21 protein-coding genes are annotated in these 23633 nt (G+C 61.7%); 14 read left to right on the top strand and 7 right to left on the bottom strand.

Translation table 11 applies throughout. The annotated features are described in order from the left end of the window. Window positions 1–84 precede the first annotated feature (84 nt). Window positions 85–438 (bottom strand): hydroxyisourate hydrolase, encoded by a 354-nt coding sequence (uraH, locus tag AC3WOG_RS08840; RefSeq protein WP_341315475.1) that lies wholly within the window; start codon window positions 436–438, stop codon window positions 85–87. A 539-nt stretch (window positions 439–977) separates the two neighbouring features. On the opposite strand from uraH, the gene AC3WOG_RS08845 reads away from it, so the two are divergent. Next, window positions 978–2375 carry an 8-oxoguanine deaminase gene (locus AC3WOG_RS08845; protein ID WP_492577629.1) on the top strand — a complete coding sequence of 466 codons (1398 nt, stop codon included), beginning with the start codon at window positions 978–980 and terminating at the stop codon, window positions 2373–2375. A gap of 75 nt (window positions 2376–2450) precedes the next feature. On the opposite strand, the gene AC3WOG_RS08850 is transcribed toward AC3WOG_RS08845, so the two are convergent. Further along, complete coding sequence (locus tag AC3WOG_RS08850; RefSeq protein WP_007181594.1) at window positions 2451–3383, bottom strand: LysR substrate-binding domain-containing protein; 933 nt, start codon at window positions 3381–3383, stop codon at window positions 2451–2453. A 251-nt stretch (window positions 3384–3634) separates the two neighbouring features. Between AC3WOG_RS08850 and AC3WOG_RS08855 the strand changes: the two genes are divergently transcribed. From AC3WOG_RS08855 to AC3WOG_RS08870, 4 genes are all read left to right on the top strand, one after another. Continuing rightward, entirely contained in the window at window positions 3635–5236 is a 1602-nt protein-coding gene (locus AC3WOG_RS08855; RefSeq protein WP_492577630.1) for an ABC transporter ATP-binding protein, read from the top strand. A gap of 65 nt (window positions 5237–5301) precedes the next feature. Beyond that, window positions 5302–6408 (top strand): ABC transporter permease, encoded by a 1107-nt coding sequence (locus tag AC3WOG_RS08860; protein ID WP_492577631.1) that lies wholly within the window; start codon window positions 5302–5304, stop codon window positions 6406–6408. A 19-nt stretch (window positions 6409–6427) separates the two neighbouring features. Beyond that, complete coding sequence (locus AC3WOG_RS08865; protein WP_492577633.1) at window positions 6428–7357, top strand: ABC transporter permease; 930 nt, start codon at window positions 6428–6430, stop codon at window positions 7355–7357. A gap of 95 nt (window positions 7358–7452) precedes the next feature. Beyond that, window positions 7453–8547 carry a BMP family ABC transporter substrate-binding protein gene (locus AC3WOG_RS08870; RefSeq protein WP_492577634.1) on the top strand — a complete coding sequence of 365 codons (1095 nt, stop codon included), beginning with the start codon at window positions 7453–7455 and terminating at the stop codon, window positions 8545–8547. Between the two features lie 180 nt (window positions 8548–8727). Here the strand turns inward: AC3WOG_RS08870 and AC3WOG_RS08875 are convergent, their stop codons facing one another. Beyond that, the gene (locus AC3WOG_RS08875) at window positions 8728–8934 is read right to left on the bottom strand and encodes a dodecin (protein ID WP_492577635.1); all 207 of its coding nucleotides are present in this window, start codon (window positions 8932–8934) and stop codon (window positions 8728–8730) included. Between the two features lie 182 nt (window positions 8935–9116). Between AC3WOG_RS08875 and AC3WOG_RS08880 the strand changes: the two genes are divergently transcribed. Together AC3WOG_RS08880 and AC3WOG_RS08885 are read left to right on the top strand one after the other, a co-directional pair. Beyond that, entirely contained in the window at window positions 9117–10010 is an 894-nt protein-coding gene (locus tag AC3WOG_RS08880; protein ID WP_492577636.1) for an NAD(P)-dependent oxidoreductase, read from the top strand. 102 nt (window positions 10011–10112) lie between these two features. Further along, window positions 10113–11705, top strand: coding sequence for an ABC-F family ATPase (locus AC3WOG_RS08885; protein ID WP_492577637.1), 1593 nt, complete (start codon window positions 10113–10115; stop codon window positions 11703–11705). A gap of 854 nt (window positions 11706–12559) precedes the next feature. On the opposite strand, the gene AC3WOG_RS08890 is transcribed toward AC3WOG_RS08885, so the two are convergent. Then, entirely contained in the window at window positions 12560–12784 is a 225-nt protein-coding gene (locus AC3WOG_RS08890) for a hypothetical protein (protein WP_492577638.1), read from the bottom strand. Between AC3WOG_RS08890 and AC3WOG_RS08895 the strand changes: the two genes are divergently transcribed. Both AC3WOG_RS08895 and AC3WOG_RS08900 read left to right on the top strand, forming a co-directional pair. Then, window positions 12783–13973, top strand: a complete 1191-nt coding sequence (locus AC3WOG_RS08895; RefSeq protein ID WP_492577639.1) for an NAD(P)H-dependent flavin oxidoreductase — start codon at window positions 12783–12785, stop codon at window positions 13971–13973. The genes AC3WOG_RS08890 and AC3WOG_RS08895 overlap by 2 nt on opposite strands. Window positions 13974–14043: 70 nt before the next feature. Beyond that, a complete protein-coding gene (locus tag AC3WOG_RS08900; RefSeq protein WP_492577640.1) occupies window positions 14044–14700 on the top strand; it encodes an OmpW/AlkL family protein in 657 nt (218 codons plus the stop codon). A gap of 107 nt (window positions 14701–14807) precedes the next feature. Here AC3WOG_RS08900 and AC3WOG_RS08905 read toward each other — a convergent pair whose 3' ends face one another. Together AC3WOG_RS08905 and AC3WOG_RS08910 are read right to left on the bottom strand one after the other, a co-directional pair. Beyond that, window positions 14808–15011 carry a DUF1289 domain-containing protein gene (locus tag AC3WOG_RS08905; protein WP_341315486.1) on the bottom strand — a complete coding sequence of 68 codons (204 nt, stop codon included), beginning with the start codon at window positions 15009–15011 and terminating at the stop codon, window positions 14808–14810. A gap of 208 nt (window positions 15012–15219) precedes the next feature. Further along, window positions 15220–15405, bottom strand: coding sequence for a hypothetical protein (locus AC3WOG_RS08910; RefSeq protein WP_492577641.1), 186 nt, complete (start codon window positions 15403–15405; stop codon window positions 15220–15222). A gap of 385 nt (window positions 15406–15790) precedes the next feature. Here AC3WOG_RS08910 and AC3WOG_RS08915 point away from each other — a divergent pair, with 385 nt between their 5' ends. The 4 genes from AC3WOG_RS08915 to AC3WOG_RS08930 all read left to right on the top strand — a co-directional run bounded on the left by AC3WOG_RS08915 (window position 15791) and on the right by AC3WOG_RS08930 (window position 19898). Beyond that, the gene (locus AC3WOG_RS08915; RefSeq protein ID WP_492577642.1) at window positions 15791–16891 is read left to right on the top strand and encodes a polyamine ABC transporter substrate-binding protein; all 1101 of its coding nucleotides are present in this window, start codon (window positions 15791–15793) and stop codon (window positions 16889–16891) included. A gap of 96 nt (window positions 16892–16987) precedes the next feature. Beyond that, window positions 16988–18154, top strand: coding sequence for an ABC transporter ATP-binding protein (locus tag AC3WOG_RS08920; RefSeq protein WP_492579744.1), 1167 nt, complete (start codon window positions 16988–16990; stop codon window positions 18152–18154). Continuing rightward, window positions 18151–19080 carry an ABC transporter permease subunit gene (locus tag AC3WOG_RS08925; RefSeq protein WP_492577643.1) on the top strand — a complete coding sequence of 310 codons (930 nt, stop codon included), beginning with the start codon at window positions 18151–18153 and terminating at the stop codon, window positions 19078–19080. Before AC3WOG_RS08920 ends, AC3WOG_RS08925 begins: the two co-directional genes overlap by 4 nt. Next, on the top strand, window positions 19080–19898 hold the full coding sequence (locus AC3WOG_RS08930; protein ID WP_492577644.1) for an ABC transporter permease subunit: 819 nt from the start codon (window positions 19080–19082) through the stop codon (window positions 19896–19898). Before AC3WOG_RS08925 ends, AC3WOG_RS08930 begins: the two co-directional genes overlap by 1 nt. 1024 nt (window positions 19899–20922) lie before the next feature. Here AC3WOG_RS08930 and AC3WOG_RS08935 read toward each other — a convergent pair. After that, window positions 20923–22326 (bottom strand): methyl-accepting chemotaxis protein, encoded by a 1404-nt coding sequence (locus AC3WOG_RS08935; RefSeq protein ID WP_492577645.1) that lies wholly within the window; start codon window positions 22324–22326, stop codon window positions 20923–20925. 469 nt (window positions 22327–22795) lie between these two features. Here AC3WOG_RS08935 and AC3WOG_RS08940 point away from each other — a divergent pair, with 469 nt between their 5' ends. Beyond that, the gene (locus AC3WOG_RS08940; RefSeq protein WP_492577646.1) at window positions 22796–23566 is read left to right on the top strand and encodes a class I SAM-dependent methyltransferase; all 771 of its coding nucleotides are present in this window, start codon (window positions 22796–22798) and stop codon (window positions 23564–23566) included. Window positions 23567–23633 lie beyond the last annotated feature (67 nt).

Below are 23633 nucleotides of genomic sequence, written 5' to 3' on the forward strand. Positions count from 1 at the left end.
AATGCAATCGAGCGCGATCAAAAATGCAGCGCGACTTCATTGCCCTCGTCCAACGCCTGCAGGGAGACGCTCGACGGTCTTCCCTTAGCTGCCCCGATAGGTGCTGTACGACCACGGCGACACCAGCAGCGGCACGTGATAGTGTGCGCCGGCATCGGCCACGCCGAAGCGCAACACGACGCGGTCGACGAAGCGCGGCTCCGGCACCTTCGTGCCGATCGATGCGAAGTAGTCGCCGGCGCCGAACACGAGTTCGTATTCGCCCGCGACTAAGGCATCGCCTTCGAGCAGCGGCTGGTCGCAGCGGCCGTCGTCATTGGTGACGGTGGTTTTGAGCGCGCGGCGGGTGTCGCCGGAGAGCGCGAAGAGTTCGACCTTGATGCCCGCGCCGGGACGGCCGTTCGCGGTGTCGAGCACGTGGGTAGTGAGCTTTCCCATTCGCGATTTTCCTTATGTGAATGCGAGGTTTCGGCGGCAGCCCGATCCAGATACGTTTGCGGCGGATCGAGGCTCCACGTCAGTGGCTACATACCCGTCGGCGAATTGAAGCGAGCGCCGTGGCAGCCATTGTAAAAAGGTTGTTCCCATCAGCGCGCGCGAGATAGGAAAGATAATACCTGGCGCATGACGGACAGCCTGTTGAAAGCCGCATCGAGTCGATTCGTTCGACTATTGCAGTGCATTTAACCTTACCGGCGGATCGTACTGGCGCCAAAAATGGCCCACTATATCGGCAGCGTGAAGTCGGGTATCGCACTGGCGCGAGTTGTCAGCATTATTTTGGCCGTCGAAGGTTACACCTGTGCTGCGGCAGTGCCGCGCACGCCCCGAAGGAATCCTCTCGGGGAACCCCGAAGACGGCGGAAGTACGCTGGGTAACCGGGCCAACGGCGTTCGACGGGACGCGGCGGCACGGTGGCGTGCCGTCACATCGCGTTCGAATGGCTTTGCACGCAAGCAATGAAGCGGAGAAACGAATGACGATGGAGCGGGCGGGTCTGGAACCCAACAAGCCTAAGAGAACGATGCTGGTCAAGCACGCGGACGTGCTGGTCACGATGGACGGCGCCCGGCGCGAACTGCGCGACGGCGGTCTGTATATCGAGGACAACCGCATCGTCGCGGTCGGACCGACGGCGGAACTGCCGCAAACGGCCGACGAAGTGCTGGACATGCGTGGGCATCTGGTGATTCCGGGGCTGGTCAATACGCACCACCACATGTACCAGAGCCTGACGCGGGCGATTCCCGCCGCCCAGGACGCCGAGCTGTTCGGCTGGCTGACCAGCCTCTACAAGGTGTGGGCGAACCTCACGCCGGAGATGATCGAGGTCTCGACGTTGACGGCGATGGCCGAGCTGCTGCTGTCCGGTTGCACGACCTCGAGCGACCATTTGTATATCTACCCGAACGGCAGCCGCCTCGACGACAGCATCGCCGCGGCGCGCCGGATCGGCATGCGTTTTCACGCGGCCCGCGGCAGCATGAGCGTGGGGCAGAAGGACGGCGGTTTGCCGCCGGATTCGGTGGTCGAGCGTGAAGCGGACATCCTGAAGGACACGCAGCGTCTGATCGAGACGTACCACGACGAAGGGCGTTACGCGATGCAGCGCGTGGTGGTCGCGCCGTGCTCGCCGTTCTCGGTGAGCCGCGATCTGATGCGCGAATCGGCGAAGATGGCGCGGCATTACGGCGTATCGCTGCACACGCACCTCGCGGAGAACGTCAATGACATTGCGTACAGCCGCGAGAAGTTCGGCATGACGCCGGCCGAGTATGCGGAAGACCTCGGCTGGGTCGGTCACGATGTATGGCATGCGCACTGCGTGCAACTCGACGAAGCGGGCATCGCGCTGTTTGCCCGCACCGGCACCGGCGTCGCGCATTGTCCGTGCTCGAACATGCGGCTGGCTTCAGGCATTGCGCCGGTCAGGCGGATGCGCCTCGCGGGCGTGCCGGTGGGTCTCGGCGTCGACGGTTCGGCGTCGAACGACGGTGCGCAAATGGTCGCGGAAGTCCGCCAGGCGCTGCTGTTGCAGCGGGTCGGCTTCGGTCCGGATGCGATGACCGCGCGGGAAGCATTGGAAATCGCGACGCTAGGCGGCGCGAAGGTGCTGAATCGCGACGATATCGGCGCATTGGCGCCGGGCATGGCGGCGGACTTCGTGTCGTTCGATCTGCGTCAGCCGCTGTTTGCGGGCGCCTTGCACGATCCGGTTGCGGCGCTGGTGTTCTGTGCGCCGTCGCAGGTGAGTCATAGCGTGATCGGCGGCAGGGTGGTGGTGAAAGACGGACAACTGACGACGCTGGAACTCGAACCGGTCATCGAGCAGCACAACCGGTTGGCGAAAACGCTTTACGAAGCGGCGGCGTAGTCACGCAAAGTGCGAGGCGTGAAATCGATCGGCACGCATGACGCATGAGGGATGCCGATCGATCACCAAAGAAGCTTAAGGCTTGTCGATCAGCGTCCTGGTCGCTTCGGCAACCAGACTGCGCAGCCAGCGCACTTCGTCGGAGTAATGGACGCGTTCGTGCCACAGCTGGTAGTACTGCATCGGCGGGAAATCGAGCGGTGCGGGCACCACGGTCAGCGGCAGGAATTTGGCGTAGTAATCGGCAAACAGGCGCGTTGTCGTGAAGATCAGGTCGGACTTGATCAGCACGTAAGGCGCCAGATTGAAGTACGGCAACGTGACGACCACATGACGCTTTAACCGCTCGCGCGCGAGGTGCACATCGATCGCGCCGCGTTGGCCCACCGAGTAAGGAGTAGGCGCAAGATGCGGCGCATTCAGGTACTGGTCGAGCGTCAGCCCGCCGCGTTTGGCGAACGGATGCGCGTTGCTCATCAGGCAGACGATCTGATCGACGAACAGATTCGACAGGTGCAATTGCTCCGGCGGCTCCGGCCAGTTGCCGACCACGATATCGAGCTTGCCGTCTTCGAGCGCCAGTTCGTAGTCGAACGCCGGCCCGAGCGAGTGAAACTCGAGCGTCGCGTTCGGCGCGGCCTGACGAAAGCGTTCGACCACCGTCGGCACGAACAGCACGTTCAGGTAGTCCGGGCAGCCGATCCGGTAGCAGCGGATCGAGGTGGCCGGATCGAAGTTGTGCTGCTGGAACTTGATGCGTTCGATCTCGCGCAGCGCGTTCTGCACCGGTTCGAGCAGGCGCAGGCCGTACTCGGTCGGCACCATGCCGGACTTGCCGCGCACCAGCAGCGGGTCGCCGGTGATATCGCGCAGACGGCGCAGCGCCGCGCTGATGGCGGGTTGCGATTGATTGAGTTTGACGGCGGCGCGCGTCACGCTGCGCTCCATCAACAGGGTGTGCAAGACGCGTAATAAATACGTATCGATCGCCTCGCGTTGCTGACTCATGACTTCTCCGAAATATATGTTCTGGCTGATCGAACGGGCATGGGGGTATATGACTTTTAATATGAACACAAAACCACGTCAAGAGTGGGATACCCGCAGAGCACGCTGCGGCGCGGGTTTGCGGGGAATTTTGACGGCTCGACTGACTGGGTCGAATTAGGTATTGTCATCCGGTTGTGGTGACGGATCGCAGGCTGACAGGGCGTGCGGACGTACCGTAACGGGCAGTCTCCGACGTACTACGGAATCACATGAGCGACTCTTCTTATAGCGACGGCGCCGCCGCGCAGCCGGCAGACAGGCCGGAACAGGCGGCGCCCCGGTTGGTGCTCGAGGGCATCACCAAACAATATCCGGCTGTGCGCGCCAACGATGACGTCACGCTGATCGTCGCGCCCGGTGAAATCCATGCCGTGCTCGGCGAAAACGGCGCCGGCAAAAGCACGCTGATGAAGATCATCTACGGCGCGGTGCGGCCCGACGCCGGCGAGATTCGCTGGGAAGGCCAGGCGGTCGAGATCGCCAACCCGGCGGCCGCGCGCAAGCTCGGCATCGGCATGGTGTTCCAGCACTTCTCGCTGTTCGAGACGCTGACCGTCGGCGAAAACATCGCGCTCGCGCTCGACGAACCGTTCGACCTGAAGACGCTCGCCAAACGCATCCGCGAAGTCTCCGCCGACTACGGCCTCGACATCGACCCGCAGCGGCACGTGCATAGCCTGACGGTGGGTGAGCGGCAACGCGTCGAGATCGTGCGTTGCCTGTTGCAGAACCCGCGTCTGTTGATCATGGACGAGCCGACTTCGGTGCTCACGCCGCAGGCAGTGCGCAAGCTGTTCGAGACCCTGCGGCGACTCGCAGCCGAAGGCTGCAGCATCCTTTACATCAGCCACAAGCTCGACGAAATCCAGGCGCTGTGCGACACCGCGACGGTGATGCGCGGCGGCCGCGTGACCGGTCACGTGAAGCCGAAAGAAGAAACCCACGCGTCGCTCGCGCAATTGATGGTCGGTCATTCGCTGCCCGATTACACGAGGCGTGAACACAAGCCGGGCGACGTGCTGCTCGACGTGAGGCAACTCTCGGTGGCGAGCGACGATCCGTTCGGCACCTCGCTCGATAACGTCTCGTTCGGCGTGCATGCCGGCGAGATCTTCGGCATCGCGGGCGTGTCGGGCAACGGCCAGGCCGAACTGCTGTCGGCCCTCTCGGGCGAAAAGCGCGGCGTGCGCGCCGATGCGATCACGATCTGCGGCAAGGTTGCGGGGCGTATGGGCGCGGGCGGGCGGCGCGCACTCGGTTTCGGTTTCGTGCCGGAAGAGCGGCTCGGCCGCGGCGCAGTGCCGGCGATGACGCTGTCGGAAAACGCGCTGCTGACCGCGCATCGTCAGCAAATGGTGAACGCCGGCTGGATCAAGGCGGGTGCGATGCGCGCCTTCGCCAGGCGCTGCATCGAAGCCTTCGACGTGCGTTGCGGCGGTTCGGAAGCGCTGGCGCAAAGTCTCTCCGGCGGCAATTTGCAGAAGTACATCATGGGCCGCGAGATTCTGCAGGCGCCCAAGGTGCTGGTGGTCGCGCAGCCGACCTGGGGCGTCGACGTCGGCGCGGCGGCCTTCATCCGGCAACAGTTGCTCGATCTGTCCGCGCGCGGTGTGGCGATTCTGGTGATTTCCGAGGAGCTCGAAGAATTGTTCGACATCTGCGATCGCATCGCGGTGCTCGCGCGCGGCAGACTCTCGCCGGTGCGTGCGACCGGCGCGACCAACGCCGAGGAAATCGGCCGCTGGATGGCCGGCCTGTTCGGCGGCCGCGAGGGTGAGGCGCCTTCGGCGGAACAGCCGGCGCATGCCTGATCAGTCGCCGATCCGGCGCTTGGTCCCACGTTAAAAACCAGAACCAGACAAACCACACGCTAACCATGATTCTTCCGTATCGACTCGAAGCACGCACGACGCCCTCGCGCACGATGCAGCTCGCCGTGCCGCTGATTGCCGCGTTGCTCACGCTCGCGATCGGCTTCCTGATCTTCAGCCTCGTCGGCCGCGATCCGTTGCAGGCGATGCATGCATTTTTCATCGAGCCGCTCGCGAGCGTGAACGGCTGGTCCGAACTGCTGCTGAAGGCGTCGCCTTTGTGCCTGATCGGCCTCGGCCTCGCGATCGGTTATCGCGCGAACGTCTGGAACATCGGTGCTGAAGGGCAGATGCTGCTCGGCGGCATCGCCGCGAGCGGCGTCGCGATCTATTTCGATCAGGCCACCGGCTGGTGGATCCTGCCGACCATGATGATCGCCGGTGTGCTCGGCGGGATGGCGTGGGCGGCGATTCCGGCGCTCCTGAAGAGCCGCTTCAACACCAATGAGATTCTCGTCAGCCTGATGCTCACGTACGTGGCGACGCAGTTGCTGATCTATCTGGTGAGCGGCCCGTGGCGCGATCCGCAGGGCATGAACTTCCCGCTCTCGGAGATGTTCGGCGGCGACGCGCTGTACCCGACGTTCGCCGGCGACTGGCATTGGAAATGGCTGCGCGGCACGCGTCTGAACGCGTCGGTGTTCGTCACGCTGATCGCGATTCCGCTCGTGTGGCTGTTCATGCGCAAGAGCTTTGCCGGCTACCGGATGAATGTCGGCGGTCTCGCGCCGCTCGCCGCGCGCTACGCCGGTTTCTCCGACAAGAAAACCATCTGGACGTCGCTGCTGATCAGCGGCGCTCTGGCGGGCCTCGCCGGCATGGGTGAGATCGCCGGCCCGATCGGGCAGTTGCAGGCAACGTGGTCGCCGGGCTACGGCTTCACCGCGATCATCGTCGTGTTCGTTGGGCGGCTGCATCCGATCGGCATCGTGCTCGCAAGCCTGCTGATGGCGCTGCTGTACCTCGGCGGCGAAGCGGTGCAGACCTCGATGCAATTGCCGCAGGCGCTCTCCGGTGTGTTCCAGGGGCTGTTGCTGTTCTGCCTGCTGGGCGCCGACCTGTTCGTGAACTACCGCGTGCGCCGCCGTTCGTTGGCCGCGCAGGCTCACTGATTTTCCCCGCCGGATCTCCATGGATATTCAACAAGCCAGCGCGCTCACTTCGAGCGCCGTTACCGCCGCGATTCCGCTGATGTTCGCGGGCGCAGGCGAACTCGTCACCGAAAAGTCGGGCGTTCTCAATCTCGGCGTCGAAGGGATGATGCTGATGGGCGCGGTCACCGGCTACGCGGTCACCGCGATTAGCGGCAGCCCGTGGCTCGGCGTGGTCGCCGCGATCGGCGCGGGTCTCGCGATGTCGCTGCTGTTCGCGTTTCTCACGCTCACGATGCTCGCCAACCAGGTCGCCACCGGCCTGTCGCTGACGATCTTCGGCATCGGCCTCTCCGCGTATGTCGGCAAGCCGTACACGTCGGCAGCCGTGCGCGCGACGATCGACACGTGGACTATTCCGGGTCTGTCGAAGATTCCGGTGCTCGGCCCCGCGCTTTTCAGCCTCACTCCGCTCGACTACCTCGCGTTCCTGATGTTCGCCGTGATCGGCTGGTTCCTGTACCGCACGCGTGCGGGCCTCGTGCTGCGCTCGGTCGGCGAATCGCCGCAAGTCGCGCACTCGGTCGGCTTTCCAGTGGTCGGCGTGCGCTATGGCGCCGTGGCGTTCGGCGGCGGCATGGCAGGGCTCGCGGGCGGTTATTACTCGATCGTCAACCTGCACCTGTGGCAGGAGCAACTCACCTCGGGCCGCGGCTGGATCGCGCTCGCACTGGTGGTGTTCGCGACGTGGCGCCCGGGGCGTCTGCTGATCGGCGCGCTGCTGTTCGGCGCGGTGACCGGCTTGCAGTTCTACGCGCAGGCGATCGGCGTGCCGGTGCCGACGCAATTCCTCGCGATGCTGCCGTATGTCGCGACCGTCGTCGTGCTGGTGCTGATTTCGCGCAATCCGAACACGATCCGTCTGAATGCGCCGGCATCGCTCGGCAAGCCGTTTTTCTCGGCAGGCTGACGCGGTTGATCCCCATCGACCGACCACACGTTTTACATCGTTTGATAAACGCGCATTTGATAAACACGCATTCGATAGACACGACAGGAGAAAACATGAAGAGAAGAAATCTGCTGACCGCCTTTGCATGGGGCGCGGCCTCGCTGGCGCTCGCCGCGCCGCTCGCGCAAACCGCACAGGCCGCCGACGCACCGGGCGTCGCGTTCGTCTACCTCGGCAACCCGGGCGATGCCGGCTGGACCTTCGCGCACGACCAGGGTTCGAAGGAAGCCGAAGCGAAGTTCGGCAGCAAGATCAAGATCACCCGCATCGAGAACGTGCCGGAATCGGCCGACTCCGAGCGCGTGTTCCGCGATCTGGCGAACAAGGGCAACAAGATCATCATCGGTTCGAGCTTCGGCTACCAGGACTTCGAACTGAAGGTCGCGAAGGACTTTCCGGACACGGTGTTCCTGCACGCGACCGGCTACAAGAAGGCGCCGAACTTCGGCACCTATGACGTGCGCATGTATCAGGGCGCGTATCTGGCCGGCGTCGCCGCGGGCTATGTGACGAAGACCAACACGCTCGGCTTCGTCGCTTCGGTGCCGATTCCTGAAGTGATCCGCAACATCAACGCGTACACGCTGGGCGCGCGTTCGGTGAATCCGAAGGTGCACACCAAGGTCATCTGGATCAACAGCTGGTTCGATCCGGGCAAGGAAAAGCAGGCCGCTGAAACGCTGATCGGGCAGGGCGCCGACGTGCTGCTGCAAAACACCGATTCGAGCGCGACACTCGCGACCGCATCGGAAAAGCACGTGCACGCGTTCGGCTGGGATTCGGACATGAAGAAGTTCGGTCCTGACGCGCACCTCGGCTCGGTGGTCGCGCACTGGGGCGTGTATTACAACGCGGCGATCCAGCAGGTGCTGGACGGCAAGTGGAAGAACGATCCAGTGTGGTGGGGCATGCCGCAAAAGGCCGTCAATCTTGAAGACCTGAACACGTCGGCGATTCCGGCCGACGCGCAGAAGCAGGTGGCGGCGAAGCGCGATGAACTGGCGGGCGGCAAGTGGGACGTGTTTACCGGCCCGATCAAGGACCAGGCCGGCGCGGTCAAGGTGCCGGCCGGCAAGACGCTGACCGATCCGGAATTGCAGCGCCTGAACTGGTATGTGGAAGGCGTGGACGGTTCGCTGCCGAAGTAATGTAGGTTCGCGATGATCGACGGGGTCGCCATCGACGGGGTCGCCATCGACGGGGTCGCGAATGACCGGGCGGCGGTTTCAGCAACCGCTGCTTTAAGGAGCTGCGTCCAGTACGGACGCAGCTTTTTTTGGGGCTTCAGGTTTTGCTTTGAATTCCGCCCGGGTTGAGCGCGCAACGCCCTAGTCGATGCGCAAGCCGACCTTGATCGTGACCTGCCAGTACGCGACCTTGTCGTTTTCGATCTGGCCCCGCGTTTCCGTCACCTCGAACCAGTGCAAATTGCGCAGCGTCTTCGATGCTTTTGTAATCGCGGTGCTGATGGCGTCGTCGATCGACTGGGTCGATGAACCGGTCAGTTCGATTTGTTTGTAGACGTGGTCTGACATGAACTTCCTCCTTTGATCTTCGTTGGTGTGCAAAAAGTATAGGCAATGGAACGCGGCTGGCGTCCGGCGCGTAAGCGAGCTGAGTGCGTCATGCCGCAGATCGCGTGCCCGATATGCCGGCGGCAGGCGCGGCCGCTATCATGTCCACGCAAACTCAACCTGAAACCTGACGAGGCTTGAAAGTGGAACTTGGTTTTTGCGGTCCCGGTTTGATGGGCGCGCCGATGATCCGGCATTTGCTGCGTGCAGGGCATACCGTGCATGTCTGGAACCGCACGCGTGCCAAAGCGCAAGCGCTGCTGGAAGACGGCGCTCAGGTCGTCGATACGCCGCTTGAGCTGGCCGCACGCTGTGAAGCAGTGCTGTTGTGCGTCGCGGACGCGGCAGCGGTCGAAGCGGTGGTGTTCGGTGACGCCGGGCTGCTCAGCGTCGGCGCACCGGGCCGGATGCGCTGGATTGTCGATCACTCCAGCATCCCGCCGGCGGCGACGCGCGTGCTCGCGCAACGAGCGGCAGCGGTTGCGGGCGAGGGCGCTGGCGTCGGCTGGATCGATGCGCCGGTGTCGGGCGGGGTGGCGGGCGCTGCGGCTGGCACGCTGGCGGTCATGGCCGGCGGCGCCGCGGCGGATGTCGAGGCGCTCAGGCCGGTGCTCGGCGCGTACGCGGCCCGCGTCACGCATATGGGGGAGGTCGGAGCGGGTCAGACCACCAAACTCTGCAATCAGACCATCGTCACCGCGACGCTGGCGGCGATCGCCGAAGCGGTGAGTCTTGCGCAGCGCAGCGGCATCGACGCCGCCAAACTGGCCGAGGGTCTCGCGGGCGGCTGGGCCGATTCGGTGCTGTTGCAGATTTTCGTGCCGCGCATGACGCAAAACGGGCTCGCGCCGATCGGCGCGTTTCGCACGTTCCAGAAGGACATCGACACGGTTGCGGCCACCGCTTACGAAACCGGTACGCCGATGCCGGTGGCTTCGACGGTCCAGCAACTGTTGCGGCTGGGCGCGGCAATGGGCCTCGCCGAGGCCGATCTGTCGGCCTTCATCGACGTTTTGCAGACGCCGCGCGGCGCTTGATGCACGTTAAAGCCGGATGGTAGGCGCGCGTGCGGGTTGGTTTCGCGATAACCTGCTAAAATATTCGGTTTTTCGCCGATATCACATTCAAAGGGACGCGCCGTGCTGTCTACCGCCAATATCACCATGCAATTCGGGCCAAAGCCCCTCTTCGAGAACATCTCGGTCAAATTCGGGGAAGGGAACCGCTATGGCCTGATCGGTGCGAACGGCTGCGGTAAATCCACCTTCATGAAGATTCTCGGTAGCGATCTGGAGCCGAGTTCGGGCAACGTGATGCTCGAGCCGAACGTGCGTCTCGGCAAGTTGCGCCAGGATCAGTTCGCGTACGAAGACGTGCGCGTGCTCGACGTCGTGATGATGGGCCACACCGAAATGTGGGCCGCGATGACCGAGCGCGACGCGATCTACGCGAACCCGGACGCCACCGACGACGACTACATGCACGCCGCCGAACTCGAAGCGAAGTTTGCCGAGTACGACGGTTATACCGCCGAAGCGCGCGCGGGCGAACTGCTGCTCGGCATCGGCATCGCGATCGAAGACCACAACGGTCCGATGAGCAACGTCGCTCCGGGCTGGAAACTGCGCGTGCTGCTTGCGCAGGCGCTGTTCTCGAAGCCGGACGTGCTGCTGCTGGACGAGCCGACCAACAACCTGGACATCAACTCGATCCGTTGGCTGGAAGACGTGCTCAACCAGTACAACTCGACGATGATCATCATCTCGCACGATCGACATTTCCTGAACCAGGTCTGCACGCACATGGCCGACATGGACTTCGGCACGCTGAAGGTCTATCCGGGCAATTACGACGACTACATGCTGGCCAGCACGCAGGCGCGCGAGCGTCAGCAGAACGCCAACGCGAAGGCGAAGGAGCGCGTCGCCGACCTGCAGGACTTCGTGCGCCGCTTCTCGGCCAACAAGTCGAAGGCGCGTCAGGCCACCAGCCGTCTGAAGATGATCGACAAGATCAAGATCGAGGAATTCAAGCCGTCGTCGCGGCAGAACCCGTTCATTCGCTTCGAGTACGAGAAGAAGCTGCACAACATCGCGGTGGTCGCCGACAGGATTTCGAAGAAGTACGAGCGCCAGATTTTCAACGATTTCAGCATCAGCGTGCAGCCGGGCGAGCGTGTCGCGATCATCGGCGAGAACGGTGCGGGTAAGACCACGCTGCTGCGCTCGCTGCTCGGCAAGCTCACGCTCGATCACGGCACGGTGAAGTGGGCCGAAAACGCGAATGTCGGTTACATGCCGCAGGACACGTACGAAGAGTTTCCGGACGACGTCACGCTGATGGACTGGATCGACGGCTATCGCAAGGAAGGCGACGACGAGCAGATGGTGCGCGGCACGCTCGGCCGGCTGCTGTTCAATGCCGACGACATCCGCAAGTCTGTAAAGGTGCTGTCGGGCGGCGAGAAGGGCCGCATGATCTGGGGCAAGCTGATGCTGGGCCGCCACAACGTGCTGCTGATGGACGAGCCGACCAACCACATGGACATGGAGTCGATCGAGTCGCTGCAGATCGCGCTTGATAAGTACGAAGGAACGTTGATTTTCGTGTCCCACGATCGTGAGTTTGTGAGCGGGTTGGCGAACCGGATTATTGAAGTGCGTACGGATGGGACGTTGAATGACTTCGGTGGTAACTATGAAGACTTCCTGTTGAGCCAAGGCGTACAGTAAGCTGTTCGTTGCCTCACTTTTTGCTGCAAAGCCTGCTTCTTTGAAGTGGGCTTTTTTTTATGGTGTGGCGATGTTGGTTGTTTGCCTGCGGTGGTGGCCTTTCCTTGAATTGATATGGGTTTATTAGCGTTCCCCCTGTGCGGGGGAGCACCTACTTTTCTTTGCCGCCGCAAAGAAAAGTAGGCAAAAGAAAGCGGCTCACACCGCTAGCTTTGAAGCGGGTCTCCTGGCTTGGAGGGGGCAGTGGAGCATCTGGAATCTGCGCTCTCGCACACTCCGCGCGGGTGACAAGGCCGTCATACTTCCGGCGGCGCTACGCGCGCCGCAGCGGTGCTTCATAAAACCGCCGGGTCCGTCGGGCGCTTTCGGCGCCTGCAGTTGTTCACGCGTAGCGGCTTGCCTTTGCTGCGCTAGCGTAACTCGCGGCGGTACTTCATCAAACCGCCAGCCGTTTTCCGCATCTTCGTTTCGCCCGGCGCGGTGGGTCGCACTTGCACAATTCAGCGCCTCGCCGAGGCGAAGCCGATGGCCCCCACCGAGCAAAAAACCAACCACGGGTTTCCCTTGCAGACCGTTCCGGCGAGCACGTAGTGCGAGGCGGGAAGGATGATGCCGGGGGCGCGTACGCCCCATCGGTTTTGAGAAGTACCGCTACGGCGCGCGCAGCGCCGCCGGAAGGATGACGGCCTTGTCACCAGCGCGGAGTGTGCGAGAGCGCAGATTCCAGATGCGCCACTGCCCCCTCCAAGCCAGGGGACCCGCTTAAGAATTGGCGGTGTGAAGCCGCTTTCTTTTGCCTACTTTTCTTTGCGGCAGGCAAAGAAAAGTAGGTGCTCCCCCGCACAGGGGGAACGCTAATAAACCAATAAGAAAGCAAGGAAAGGCCACCACCGCAGGCAAACAACCAACAGCGCCGCGAAGGCAAAAAAACCCAAAAAAAACCTCACTACGAAGTGACCGACATCAACTAACCAAACCGAAAACCAAACCTGCAAACCAACCCCTTGACCCAAAGCAACGCAAGCCGCGCCTAACGACCGATTATCACCATTTCGATAATCCACCCAGCGGGTCACCATGCTTACCTCTCACTCCTTCCCACCTCTAACCATCCGCGGCCGCGCTCTACTGCCGATCGTGCAAGGCGGCATGGGCGTGGGCATCTCAGCTCACCGGCTCGCCGGCAGCGTCGCCCGTGAGGGCGCACTCGGCACCATCGCCAGCATCGACCTGCGCCATCATCACCACGATCTGATCGAACTCTGCCGTCAAACCCCAGACCGGGCCACCCTGGAACAAGCCAACCTCACCGCGCTAGCCCGCGAAATCCACGCCGCCAAAGCAATCAGCGAAGGTCGCGGGATGATCGCCGTCAACGTGATGAAAGCAGTCAACGCGCAAGCAGACTACGTGCGCGTCGCCTGCGAAAACGGCGCCGACGCGATCGTGATGGGGGCGGGTCTGCCGCTCGATTTGCCCGACATGACCGAAGGCCACGACATTGCATTGATCCCCATCCTGTCGGACAGCCGCGGCATCGCGCTGGTGCTGAAAAAGTGGATGAAAAAAGGCCGTCTGCCAGACGCCGTCGTGATCGAACATCCGGCCCGCGCAGGCGGCCACCTTGGCGTGACCAACCTCGCAGACCTGCACGACCAGCGCTTCGACTTTTTCCGCATCTTCGAAGAACTCGATGCGGTATTCACGTCGCTCGGCCTGGATCGCAAAGACGTGTCGTTGATCGTCGCGGGCGGCATCAATAGCCACGAAGCCGTGCGTGATCTGTTGAACGCGGGCGCAAGCGGCGTGCAGCTCGGCACGCCGTTCGCCGTCACCGAAGAAGGCGATGCGCATCCTGACTTCAAGCGCGTGCTGGCAGACGCGACGCCCGATGACATCGTCGAGTTTGTCAGCGTCACGGGATTGCCCGCGCGCGCCGTGAAAACGCCCTGGTTGATGCGCTATCTGCGCAACGAAACAAAAATTCGCGAGAAGATCGGCGCGCTCAAACAGGCCTGTCCGACCGCACTCGAATGCCTGAGCGTCTGTGGCATGCGCGACGGTATCGAGAAGTTCGGCCACTTCTGCATCGATACGCGACTGGCCGCGGCGTTGCGCGGCGATGTGGCCAATGGTCTGTTCTTCCGCGGCCGCGAAGCATTGCCGTTCGGCAGCGCGATTCGCAGCGTGCACGATCTGATCGAATTGCTGTTGACCGGCGTGACGCGACCGGCAGTCGCAGGGCGGCGGGCATTTTCGCTTGGTTGATACGCGTCAACGCGCACGCTGGCGAGACCTTCGACAATCCCCGCAAGCAAACAAACACTCGGGGAAAAACATGAAGCACTCGCTCAGGAACAGAATCAAGGCCGCCGCTGTCGCATCGAGCCTGCTATGCGCGGGCGCTCTGGCTCAGCAAGCGCACGCCGCCGGCGACGACCAGATGAGCGGCATTCACGCCGGCGACGTACTGGTGCGTCTGCGGGCGATCAGCATCATGCCGAACGTGACGACCAACCAATCGCTGTCGGCGCTGAACGTTGGCGTCAACAACGCCATCGTGCCGGAACTGGATCTGACGTACATGATCCGCGATTACCTCGGCGTCGAGCTGATTCTGGGCACGTCGCGCCATCAGCTCACGTCGAGCCTCGGCAATCTCGGTGGCGTGAACGTTCTGCCACCCACGCTGCTGCTGCAATATCACTTCAATCACGCCGGGCGTATCCGTCCGTATGTCGGTGCGGGTATCAATTACACGTATTTCTACAACAACGGTCTGAACGCAGGCGGACAGCCGATCTCGATCACGAATCACAGCTTCGGCCCGGCGTTGCAAGCCGGCGTCGACGTGCAGGTGACCAAGTCGCTGTTCGTCAACGCGGACATCAAGAAGATCTGGATGCACACGGATGCATCGCTCGGCGGTCAGTCGCTCGGCCGACTGAGTATCGATCCGGTGGTGGTCGGTCTGGGTGTCGGTATGCGGTTCTGATTGCAGCCTGTTCGGGCTCAGCGCTCAAAAAAAGAAAAAACGCCGGGGCCTCCCGGCGTTTTTTATTGCAAGCGCTTATTGCAAGCGCGAACCGGGCCGAGCAGCGGTTACAGCTTGTCGTACTTGAAGCGCATCGCCGTGCCGTCCTGCTCGATGCGGACCCACACAGCGTGCTTTTCCTCGTCGCTGAGGAATACCCAATTGGACACTTCAGCCGCGGTGCGGCCGCAGCCTTTGCAGACTTCGTCGAAGAGCGTGGAGCAGACGCCGATGCACGGGCTGTCGGGAAGATCGTGGAGATTCGAAGCCATCGGAAACCTTGGGGCGGGAAGCGGAGTTCCGCTATGTTAACCGATGCGGCGCATGCGTCTCGCGGACGCAATGAAGGGCCCGGCAAGCGCCACCCTGGGCGCCGGCATTCGCCTCGGACAGCGGCAGCCGCCGCGAACGTGGAAGTACAACCGGTATGGCGCCGCATCGAGCGGCGTCGCATGTCATCGGGAGATACTAAGAGAATGCTTACAAAACGGCTTCATTCGCAAATAGATGGAGCGGATCAAACAAAAACTGCCTCATCCGCCAAATGCCAAATGCCAATTGCCGCAAGAGTGGCCACAACTGCGCGCCGTTCAACACGACAATGAACGCGGCGGACAGCCCGGACAGCCCGGACAGCCCGGCCAGCACGCGCGGCAGGCCGCGCATCAGGCGAGCGTCCGGCGTCTAGCGAATCGACGGCACGACCGCAAGGCAATTGCAGGCTCCGCACCACCTGGCTTGCCGCCAGCAGCTGATGGGCGCTGTGCTGTCCAACCAAAGTCCAAACAGCGGGTGTAACGTGACAGCGACACAACACCGCGACGGACACTGGCGTTTTTTTCGGGTAGACACGGGCCGATAACCCGCTAAAATTGCGCCCATTTTGTAGCGGCGCGGCTTACGCTGTGTTGTTTGCGGGACAGCCTGGCATTTTTTTTGAAGCGCGCAATAATTAATGGTAGTTTTCGGGTTTTTCAGGGGAGCCGCGCGTGCTGTAGCGCGGCGTGAATGAGGACGAGGTCGGCTCGGCCGGTCAGAATCGGAGAACGAAATGAAAAGACGGGTAGTGGGGCAAGTGGCGGCGCTGGTCTTGTGTGCGACGCCTTGGTTGACGGCCGCTGCGAAAGACACGCAGCTGAACGTGTATAACTGGTCCGATTACATCGCCAAGGACACCATCCCGAACTTCACCAAGCAGACCGGCGTCCAGGTCAAATACGACAACTACGACAGCGACGATACGCTGCAAGCCAAGCTCCTCACCGGCAATTCCGGCTACGACATCGTTGTGCCGACCAGCAATTACGCCGGCAAACAGATCGCCGCGGGCATCTTCGCGCCGCTCGACAAATCGAAGCTGCCGAACCTGAAATACCTCGACCCGTCGCTAATGGCGCTGGTGGCCGGCGCCGATCCGGGCAACAAGTACACGGTGCCCTGGGCGTACGGTACGACCGGCCTCGGCTACAACGTCACCAAGGCGCAGCAGATCCTCGGCAAGAACGTGCCGCTCGACAACTGGGACGTCCTCTTCAAGCCGGAAAACATTTCGAAGCTGAAAGCCTGCGGCGTGTCCGTGCTCGACGCACCGGACCAGATGTTCGCCGCCGCGCTGCACTACATCGGCAAGGATCCGATGAGTACGAACCCGGCCGACTACCGCGCCGCGCTCGACATGATGAAGAAGATCCGCCCGTACATCACGCAGTTCAACTCGTCGGGCTATATCAACGACCTGGTCGGCGGCGATGTGTGCTTCGCGTACGGCTGGTCGGGCGACGTCGTGATCGCCAAGCATCGCGCGGTCGAAGCGAAGAAGGCCTACAGGATCGAGTACTACATTCCGAAGGGCGGTGCGCCGGTCTGGTTCGACGTGATGGCGATTCCGAAGGACGCGAAGAACAAGGAAGCCGCGCTCGCGTGGATCAACTACATCGAAACGCCGCAGGTGCACGCAGCGATCACCAACGCCGTCTACTATCCGAGCACCAACCTCGAGGCGCGCAAGTACGTGGACAAGGACGTGGCGAACGACCCGGCCGTGTATCCGCCGCCTGACGTCATCAAGACGCTGTTCCTGCTGAAGCCGCTGCCGCCGGCAATCCAGCGGCTGCAGACGCGGCTGTGGACTGAATTCAAGTCCGGCCGCTGAACCCGCGGCCACTGTGAACGGGTAAGTATCGTCATGAAGCCCCCGGTGCCCACCGGGGGCTTTGTTCGTCAAACGCCGGAGTGAAGCAGCATTATGATGAGTAGCGACCAGTTGGGCGCGCTGGCAGGGGCCGGCTTGCGGTCCCCGAGCCTCAGCGCCGTTGCCGAAGGCGCAGCGGAAAACTTCGTCCAGATCGTCGATGTCGTGAAGAAATTCGGCGAGACCGTGGCGGTCAAGCAGGTCAATCTGTCGGTGAAAAAGGGCGAGTTGTTCGCGCTGCTCGGCAGCTCCGGCTGTGGTAAATCGACCTTGCTGCGGATGCTGGCCGGTCTCGAGAGCGTGACCTCGGGCAAGATCCTGATCGACGGTGAAGATCTCGCGCAGTTGCCGCCATACCGACGGCCGATCAACATGATGTTCCAGTCGTATGCGCTGTTCCCGCACATGACGGTCGAGGCCAACGTCGCCTTCGGTCTCAAGCAGGAAGGCGTGCCGAAAGCCGAAATGAAAGAGCGCGTGCAGAACGCGCTCGAACTCGTGCAGATGGGCCGCTTCGCCAAGCGCAAGCCGCATCAGCTCTCCGGTGGGCAGCAGCAGCGCGCCGCGCTCGCGCGCTCGCTGGTCAAGCGGCCGAAGCTGCTGTTGCTCGACGAGCCGATGTCCGCACTCGATAAACAGATTCGTCAGCGTACGCAGATCGAACTGGTCAACATTCTCAACAAGGTCGGCGTGACCTGCATCATGGTGACGCACGATCAGGAAGAGGCCATGACGATGGCCGGGCGCCTCGCCGTGATGAGCGAAGGCGAGATCGTGCAGCTCGGCACGCCGCACGAGGTCTACGAATATCCTAACAGCCGCTTTTCGGCCGAGTTCATTGGCTCGACCAATCTGTTCGAAGGCAACGTCGTCGAAGACGAACCCGATCACGTGTTCATCGAAACGCCCGATCTGCCGAGCCGCCTCTATGTGAGCCACGGCATTACCGGTCCGCTCGGCATGCCGGTGACGATCTCAGTGCGGCCTGAGCGCATCTCGCTTACGCGCAAGCCGCCTGAAGGCGCGTACAACTGGGGCAAGGGCGTCGTGACGAATATCGCTTACATGGGTGGCTATTCGCTGTATCACGTGAAGCTCGAGGCCGGCAAAACGGTGATCGCGAATGTCACGAGTCTCGCATTGAGCGAAATCGATCCGCCCACCTGGGGCGACGAAGTGTACGTGCGCTGGAGCGCAGCGGCCGGCGTGGTGCTGACAGCATGAAGCGCTCGATGAGTTCTCTGGCATCGTGGCCGGTACGGCGCTTCAACCTGACCGGCCGCACGGCGGTGGTGGCCGGGCCGTTCGTCTGGCTGCTGCTGTTTTTCCTCGTACCGTTCCTGCTGGTCGTGAAGATCAGCTTCGCCGATCTGCAGCTCGGCATTCCGCCTTATACGGAACTGACGACCTATACGGACGGCGTGGTTCACGTCGCGCTCGATCTTTCGCATTACGCGTTTCTGCTGACCGACAGCCTGTATTTCGCGACTTACGTGAATTCGGTGGTGGTGGCGGCGGTATCGACCTTACTGTGTTTGTTGATCGGCTATCCGATGGCGTACTACATCGCGCGATCGAATCCGGCGAGCCGCAATCTGTTGATGATGGCGGTGATGCTGCCGTTCTGGACGTCGTTTCTGATTCGCGTGTATGCGTGGATCGGGATTCTGAAGAACAACGGTTTGCTGAACAACTTCCTGATGTCGACCGGGCTGATTCATACGCCCATCGAGCTGTATCACACGAATGCCGCGGTTTATATCGGCATGGTGTATTCGTACCTGCCGTTCCTCGTGATGCCGCTGTACGCGCACCTGGTGAAGATGGACATGACCTTGCTGGAAGCCGCCTACGACCTCGGCGCGAAGCCGTGGAAGGCGTTCTGGCAGATCACGTTGCCGTTGTCGAAGAACGGCGTCATCGCCGGGTGCCTGCTGGTGTTCATTCCGGCGGTGGGCGAGTACGTGATTCCTGAATTGCTGGGCGGCGCGAACACGCTGATGATTGGCCGTGTGATGTGGAATGAATTTTTCGACAACGCCGATTGGCCGATGGCGTCTGCCGTGACGTGCGCGATGGTGTTGTTGTTATTGGTACCGATGGCGTTTTTCCAGTACGCGCAGGCTAAGGCGATGGAGGAAAGGCGCTGATGAAGCCGAACCGGATTTTGCAGGTCATTGCATTGGGGATTGGATTTTTGTTTCTGTATGTGCCGATCGTGAGTCTGGTTGTGTATTCGTTCAACGAATCGCAGCTGGTCACGGTGTGGACGCGGTTTTCTACGCGGTGGTATGCCGCGTTGTTGCAGGATGATGAGTTGATTGCTGCGGCGTGGTTGTCGTTGCGCGTTGCGTTGTTGACGGCGTTTGCGTCGGTTGTGATTGGCACATGGGCTGGCTTTGTGCTCGCGCGGATGGGGCGGTTTCGTGGGTTCACGCTCTATACCGGGATGATCAATGCGCCGCTGGTGATTCCCGAGGTGATTCAGGGGATTTCGCTGTTGCTGTTGTTCATCGAAATGGCCAAGTGGCTGGGATGGCCTGCCGGGCGTGGCATTTTCACGATCTGGATCGGACACGTAATGTTGTGTATTTCTTATGTGGCCATCATTGTTCAGTCCCGCGTGAGGGAGTTGCACCCTTCTCTTGAAGAAGCTGCGCTTGATCTTGGGGCTACGCCGGTTAGGGTGTTTTTCTCTATTACGTTGCCGTTGATTTCGCAGGCTCTCGTGTCTGGGTGGTTGTTGTCTTTTACTTTGTCTATCGACGATCTGGTTTTGTCGGCCTTCCTGTCCGGTCCTGGGTCGACTACTTTGCCGCTGGTCGTGTTTTCTCGCGTTCGGCTCGGGTTGAATCCTGAGATGAATGCTCTCGCTACTCTGTTTATTGCCGTTGTCACGGTTGGGGTGGTGGTGGGGAATTATTTTATGCAGAGGGCGGAGAGGAGGCGGGCTGTTATGGCGATTTAGTTTTTTTTGCGCGTAGCGCCTGGTTGGGGTGTTTGCCTACGGCGTTGCCTTTCCTTGCTTTCTTTTTGGTTTATTAGCGTTCGCCTCGTGCTGTTTGCCTGCTCGGCGCTTCTGGTTGTACGCCTGCGGCGTTGGCTTTTTCTTTTTCTATTGGTTTATTAGCGTCGCCCCTGTGCGGGGCGGCACCTACTTTTCTTTGCCTGCCGCAAAGAAAAGTAGGCAAAAGAAAGCGGCTTTACACCGCCAGCTCTTAAGCGGGTCCCCTGGCTTGGAGGAGGTAGTGGAACATCTGGAATCTGTGCTCTCGCACATTCAGCCTTGGTGACAAGACAGTCATACTTCCGGCGGCGCTGCGCGCGCCGTAGCGGTACTTCACCAAACCACCGGTCGATTCTGGCGTGCGGGGTTTTGTCTGTGCCGTGACCTGCGGTCTGTGCGTTTATGCGTTTCTACATTGCGTGCAGCGCCACATTCGCAAGCTCACCAAGCCAGCCCTCACCTTATTTCCCGCTAGCACAACGCCGAGGCGAAGCCGATGGTTCCTACTGAACAAAGAATCACCCACTGATTTCCCTGACAGACCGTTCCGGCGTGCACGTAGTACGGAGTCGCAAGAATGACGCCGGAAGCGCGTATCCGCTATTGGTTTTGTGAAGTACCGCTACGGCGCGCGCAGCGCCGCCGGAAGGATGACGGCCTTGTCACCAGCACGGAGTGCGCGAGAACACCGATTCCAGATGCTCCACTACCCCCTCCAAGCCAGGGGACCCGCTTAAGCGCTGGCGGTTTGAGCCGCTTTCTTTTGCCTACTTTTCTTTGCGGCAGGCAAAGAAAAGTAGGTGCCGCCCCGCACAGGGGCGACGCTAATAAACCAATAGAAAAAGAAAAAGCCAACGCCGCAGGCGTACAACCAGAAGCGCCGAGCAGGCAAACAGCACAGGGGGAACGCTAATAAACCAATAGAAAAAGAAAAAGCCACCGCCGCAGGCAAACACCCCAACCACGCGCTACGCGCAAAAAAACCTTAAACCTTATAACCAATCCGAACCCCACCCCAATGCCGTCCGGCAACAAACACAGGTGCCGACGCATCCTTCATCAAAACAAACTGGCCACCGCCCATATCGCGCCGATAGGTCTGCAACAAAAACCTCTTGGTATGAGAAGCAGCAGCAAGCCCGGTACGATCATCGAACATCCGTCGATTCCGGCAGTTAGCCATATTCCAGACCACATCCTCGCGCTGCGGCAAAGAAAACTTCAGATTATGGGTAGGCAGATAGCCGCGCACATCGACAGCGGCACAAAACGCGACCCGTGGATCGAGCTCGAGCAAAGGCTCCTGAATAGCCGGCAAAACCCGGTCAGTAAAAGCAGTAAACCGTGTAACGAACTGAGCAGGATTGCTCCCAGCCACAGGCATATAATTCTGATCGAACAGATCTTCAATCGACACTTCGCCCCGGGCCACAGCCGTTTCGAATAACTTGCCCACCGCAGCCGCGGCCTGCTGCACCGCTTCGATAAACCGCGTGTCCGCCGTCTCCACACCGGTCGCAGCAGTCAGTTCGATCAACGTCTCGGAAACACTCAGCAAATTCCCCAGCCGATCCTTCGCCTGCACGAAGTTCTCGCTCGAATTCTCGACGCCCGTCGCCATCTCCAGCACCTGCGCCTCGAGTCCGTCGCATTGCGTCTCGATCTCGCCGGTCAACAGGGCAATCTGCCCAGCCTCGTTGTTGAGCTGCGCAATCGCATCGCCCGTCGCATGCACGACGTCGCCGATCTTGCGCGTGCCCTCGCGTACCCGGTGCGCCCGCGCTGTGTTCACCGAGCCTTCGCTGATCAACTGCTCGGTCTGCCGGGTCAACTGTGCCAGCGTCGTTTCGATCTGGCCGGTCGCCTGCGCGGTCTTCGCCGACAGGTTCTTCACCTCGGCCGCCACCACCGCGAAACTCTTGCCGGAGTCGCCGGCGCGCGCGGCTTCGATCGCAGCGTTCAGCGCCAGCAGATGCGTTTGGCGCGCAATCAGCGAAATCTCCTCGGAGACGCGGCTCACATGCGCAAGCGCGCTGCGCAGCGCGCCGATCTGGCTCTCGATCACCGTTACGCCTTCAACGAGCCCGTGGATGTCGGCCAGCGACGCTTCCAGCGTCTGCTGCGATTCCTGCACGCCGGTCGCGGCTTCGGCCGATACGCTGCGCATTTCGCGCGCAGCGGCGGCAATGCGGTGGTTGCCCGCGAGCGTCTGAGCGGCGGACTCGCGCAGCGTGCGGCATACCTGTGCCTGACGCTGCACGCGCGCGGCGACTTCTTCGACGTGGCCCGATACGTCGCAGATTTCAATGCCCAGTTTGCCCGCTTGCGCGGCTATGTCGCCGACCACCGTCTGCGAACGGCCGGCCCGGCGAAAGCTGAAGCGCGTCATGGTCGTGTCTCCTTGATGGCGCGGTTGGAGCAGTCGATCAGCACGGTCATCCCCCACGGATGCCGCGTCTTCTCAAGGCATTTACGGCAAACTCGCAGTCGACTTGATACGGGGTATCCCGCGGTCGTTATGATGTGGGATTCGGCGGGGCGCCGGCGTGGCCCGACGCGCGGTACCTGTGCTAGACGACCGACACCGGCACAGCCCGCGCGGCCCCGCACATTGCTGCCCCGGCCCCAGCCATTCCCCTCAGCCATCTTCCTCTCACCGGCGACCCATGATCGACTCCTTCGCGCGCGTCTCGGGCTGGCAGCAGCTCTACCACCTGTGGGAGCTGATCGTGACGCTCTGCAAATTTTTCTGGGGCCTGTTGCGCTTGCTCGGCGGCGGTTGAAAGCGCATCGTCATGCACCGGCTGTTCAACTCGGGTAACGTAAAACCCTCCCCAAAGCTCGCACAGGACGCGCCCATGAGCGATTCAACCCAGCGTTTCACCGACCGTGTCGCGGACTACGTCAAGTACCGGCCGAGCTATCCGCGCGAAGTCGTGAGGTTCCTGCACGACACCTGCGGGGTTGCGCCTCACGCGCTGGTGGCCGATATCGGCGCCGGCACGGGCATCTCAGCGAAGCTGTTTCTCGACGCAGGCCATCCGGTGATCGCGGTCGAACCGAATCAGGCGATGCGCGAAGCATCGGACGCGTGGCTCGCGGGGCGGGGCGATTTCCGCAGCGTAGCGGGCACTGCGGAAGCTACTACGCTCGACGACGCCAGCGTCGAGCTCGTGATCGCCGCCCAGGCCTTCCACTGGTTCGATCACGCAGTGGTGAGCCGCGAGTTTGCACGCATCCTGAAGCCGGAGGGTCTGGTCGCGCTGTTCTGGAACAGCCGCCTGGTGGAGGGCACGCCGTTTCTGGTCGGCTTCGAGGCGCTGCTGAAAAAGTACGGCGTCGACTACACGGCGGTGGCGGAGCGCTATGGCGACGACGAATCGATGGCCGCATGGTTCGGCGACGGCTTCGCATACAAGGCGAGCTTCCCGAACGGGCAGCAACTGGACTTTGAAGGCCTGAAGGGGCGCTTGATGTCGTCGTCGTATGCGCCGAAAGCGGGGCATACGAACTATGAGCCGATGATGGCCGCGCTGCGCGAACTGTTCGACAGCACCGCGCAAAACGGCACAGTCGACTTCGCGTACGCGACGCGTGTTTATGTCGGCTACCCCAACGCCAACGGGTGATGGTTCAATGCGCCGCGTGCGACAGACGCACGCGGTCATGCGTCCGTTGTTTCAGGCAGACCCGGAA

It is taken from the genome of Paraburkholderia sp. FW306-02-B (assembly GCF_058782725.1).

Excerpts from the sequence above, each read along its gene's own strand:
- AC3WOG_RS08895 (WP_492577639.1), top strand. The coding sequence starts at position 12,783 with ATGCTTACCTCTCACTCCTTCCCACCTCTAACCATCCGCGGCCGCGCT.
- AC3WOG_RS08905 (WP_341315486.1), bottom strand. The coding sequence starts at position 15,011 with ATGGCTTCGAATCTCCACGATCTTCCCGACAGCCCGTGCATCGGCGTC.
- AC3WOG_RS08935 (WP_492577645.1), bottom strand. The coding sequence starts at position 22,326 with ATGACGCGCTTCAGCTTTCGCCGGGCCGGCCGTTCGCAGACGGTGGTC.
- AC3WOG_RS08865 (WP_492577633.1), top strand. The coding sequence starts at position 6,428 with ATGGATATTCAACAAGCCAGCGCGCTCACTTCGAGCGCCGTTACCGCC.
- AC3WOG_RS08925 (WP_492577643.1), top strand. The coding sequence starts at position 18,151 with ATGAAGCGCTCGATGAGTTCTCTGGCATCGTGGCCGGTACGGCGCTTC.
- AC3WOG_RS08850 (WP_007181594.1), bottom strand. The coding sequence starts at position 3,383 with ATGAGTCAGCAACGCGAGGCGATCGATACGTATTTATTACGCGTCTTG.
- AC3WOG_RS08845 (WP_492577629.1), top strand. The coding sequence starts at position 978 with ATGACGATGGAGCGGGCGGGTCTGGAACCCAACAAGCCTAAGAGAACG.
- AC3WOG_RS08860 (WP_492577631.1), top strand. The coding sequence starts at position 5,302 with ATGATTCTTCCGTATCGACTCGAAGCACGCACGACGCCCTCGCGCACG.
- AC3WOG_RS08940 (WP_492577646.1), top strand. The coding sequence starts at position 22,796 with ATGAGCGATTCAACCCAGCGTTTCACCGACCGTGTCGCGGACTACGTC.
- AC3WOG_RS08915 (WP_492577642.1), top strand. The coding sequence starts at position 15,791 with ATGAAAAGACGGGTAGTGGGGCAAGTGGCGGCGCTGGTCTTGTGTGCG.
- AC3WOG_RS08875 (WP_492577635.1), bottom strand. The coding sequence starts at position 8,934 with ATGTCAGACCACGTCTACAAACAAATCGAACTGACCGGTTCATCGACC.
- uraH (WP_341315475.1), bottom strand. The coding sequence starts at position 438 with ATGGGAAAGCTCACTACCCACGTGCTCGACACCGCGAACGGCCGTCCC.
- AC3WOG_RS08930 (WP_492577644.1), top strand. The coding sequence starts at position 19,080 with ATGAAGCCGAACCGGATTTTGCAGGTCATTGCATTGGGGATTGGATTT.
- AC3WOG_RS08910 (WP_492577641.1), bottom strand. The coding sequence starts at position 15,405 with ATGCGCGGCCTGCCGCGCGTGCTGGCCGGGCTGTCCGGGCTGTCCGGG.
- AC3WOG_RS08870 (WP_492577634.1), top strand. The coding sequence starts at position 7,453 with ATGAAGAGAAGAAATCTGCTGACCGCCTTTGCATGGGGCGCGGCCTCG.
- AC3WOG_RS08855 (WP_492577630.1), top strand. The coding sequence starts at position 3,635 with ATGAGCGACTCTTCTTATAGCGACGGCGCCGCCGCGCAGCCGGCAGAC.
- AC3WOG_RS08900 (WP_492577640.1), top strand. The coding sequence starts at position 14,044 with ATGAAGCACTCGCTCAGGAACAGAATCAAGGCCGCCGCTGTCGCATCG.
- AC3WOG_RS08890 (WP_492577638.1), bottom strand. The coding sequence starts at position 12,784 with ATGGTGACCCGCTGGGTGGATTATCGAAATGGTGATAATCGGTCGTTA.
- AC3WOG_RS08920 (WP_492579744.1), top strand. The coding sequence starts at position 16,988 with ATGAGTAGCGACCAGTTGGGCGCGCTGGCAGGGGCCGGCTTGCGGTCC.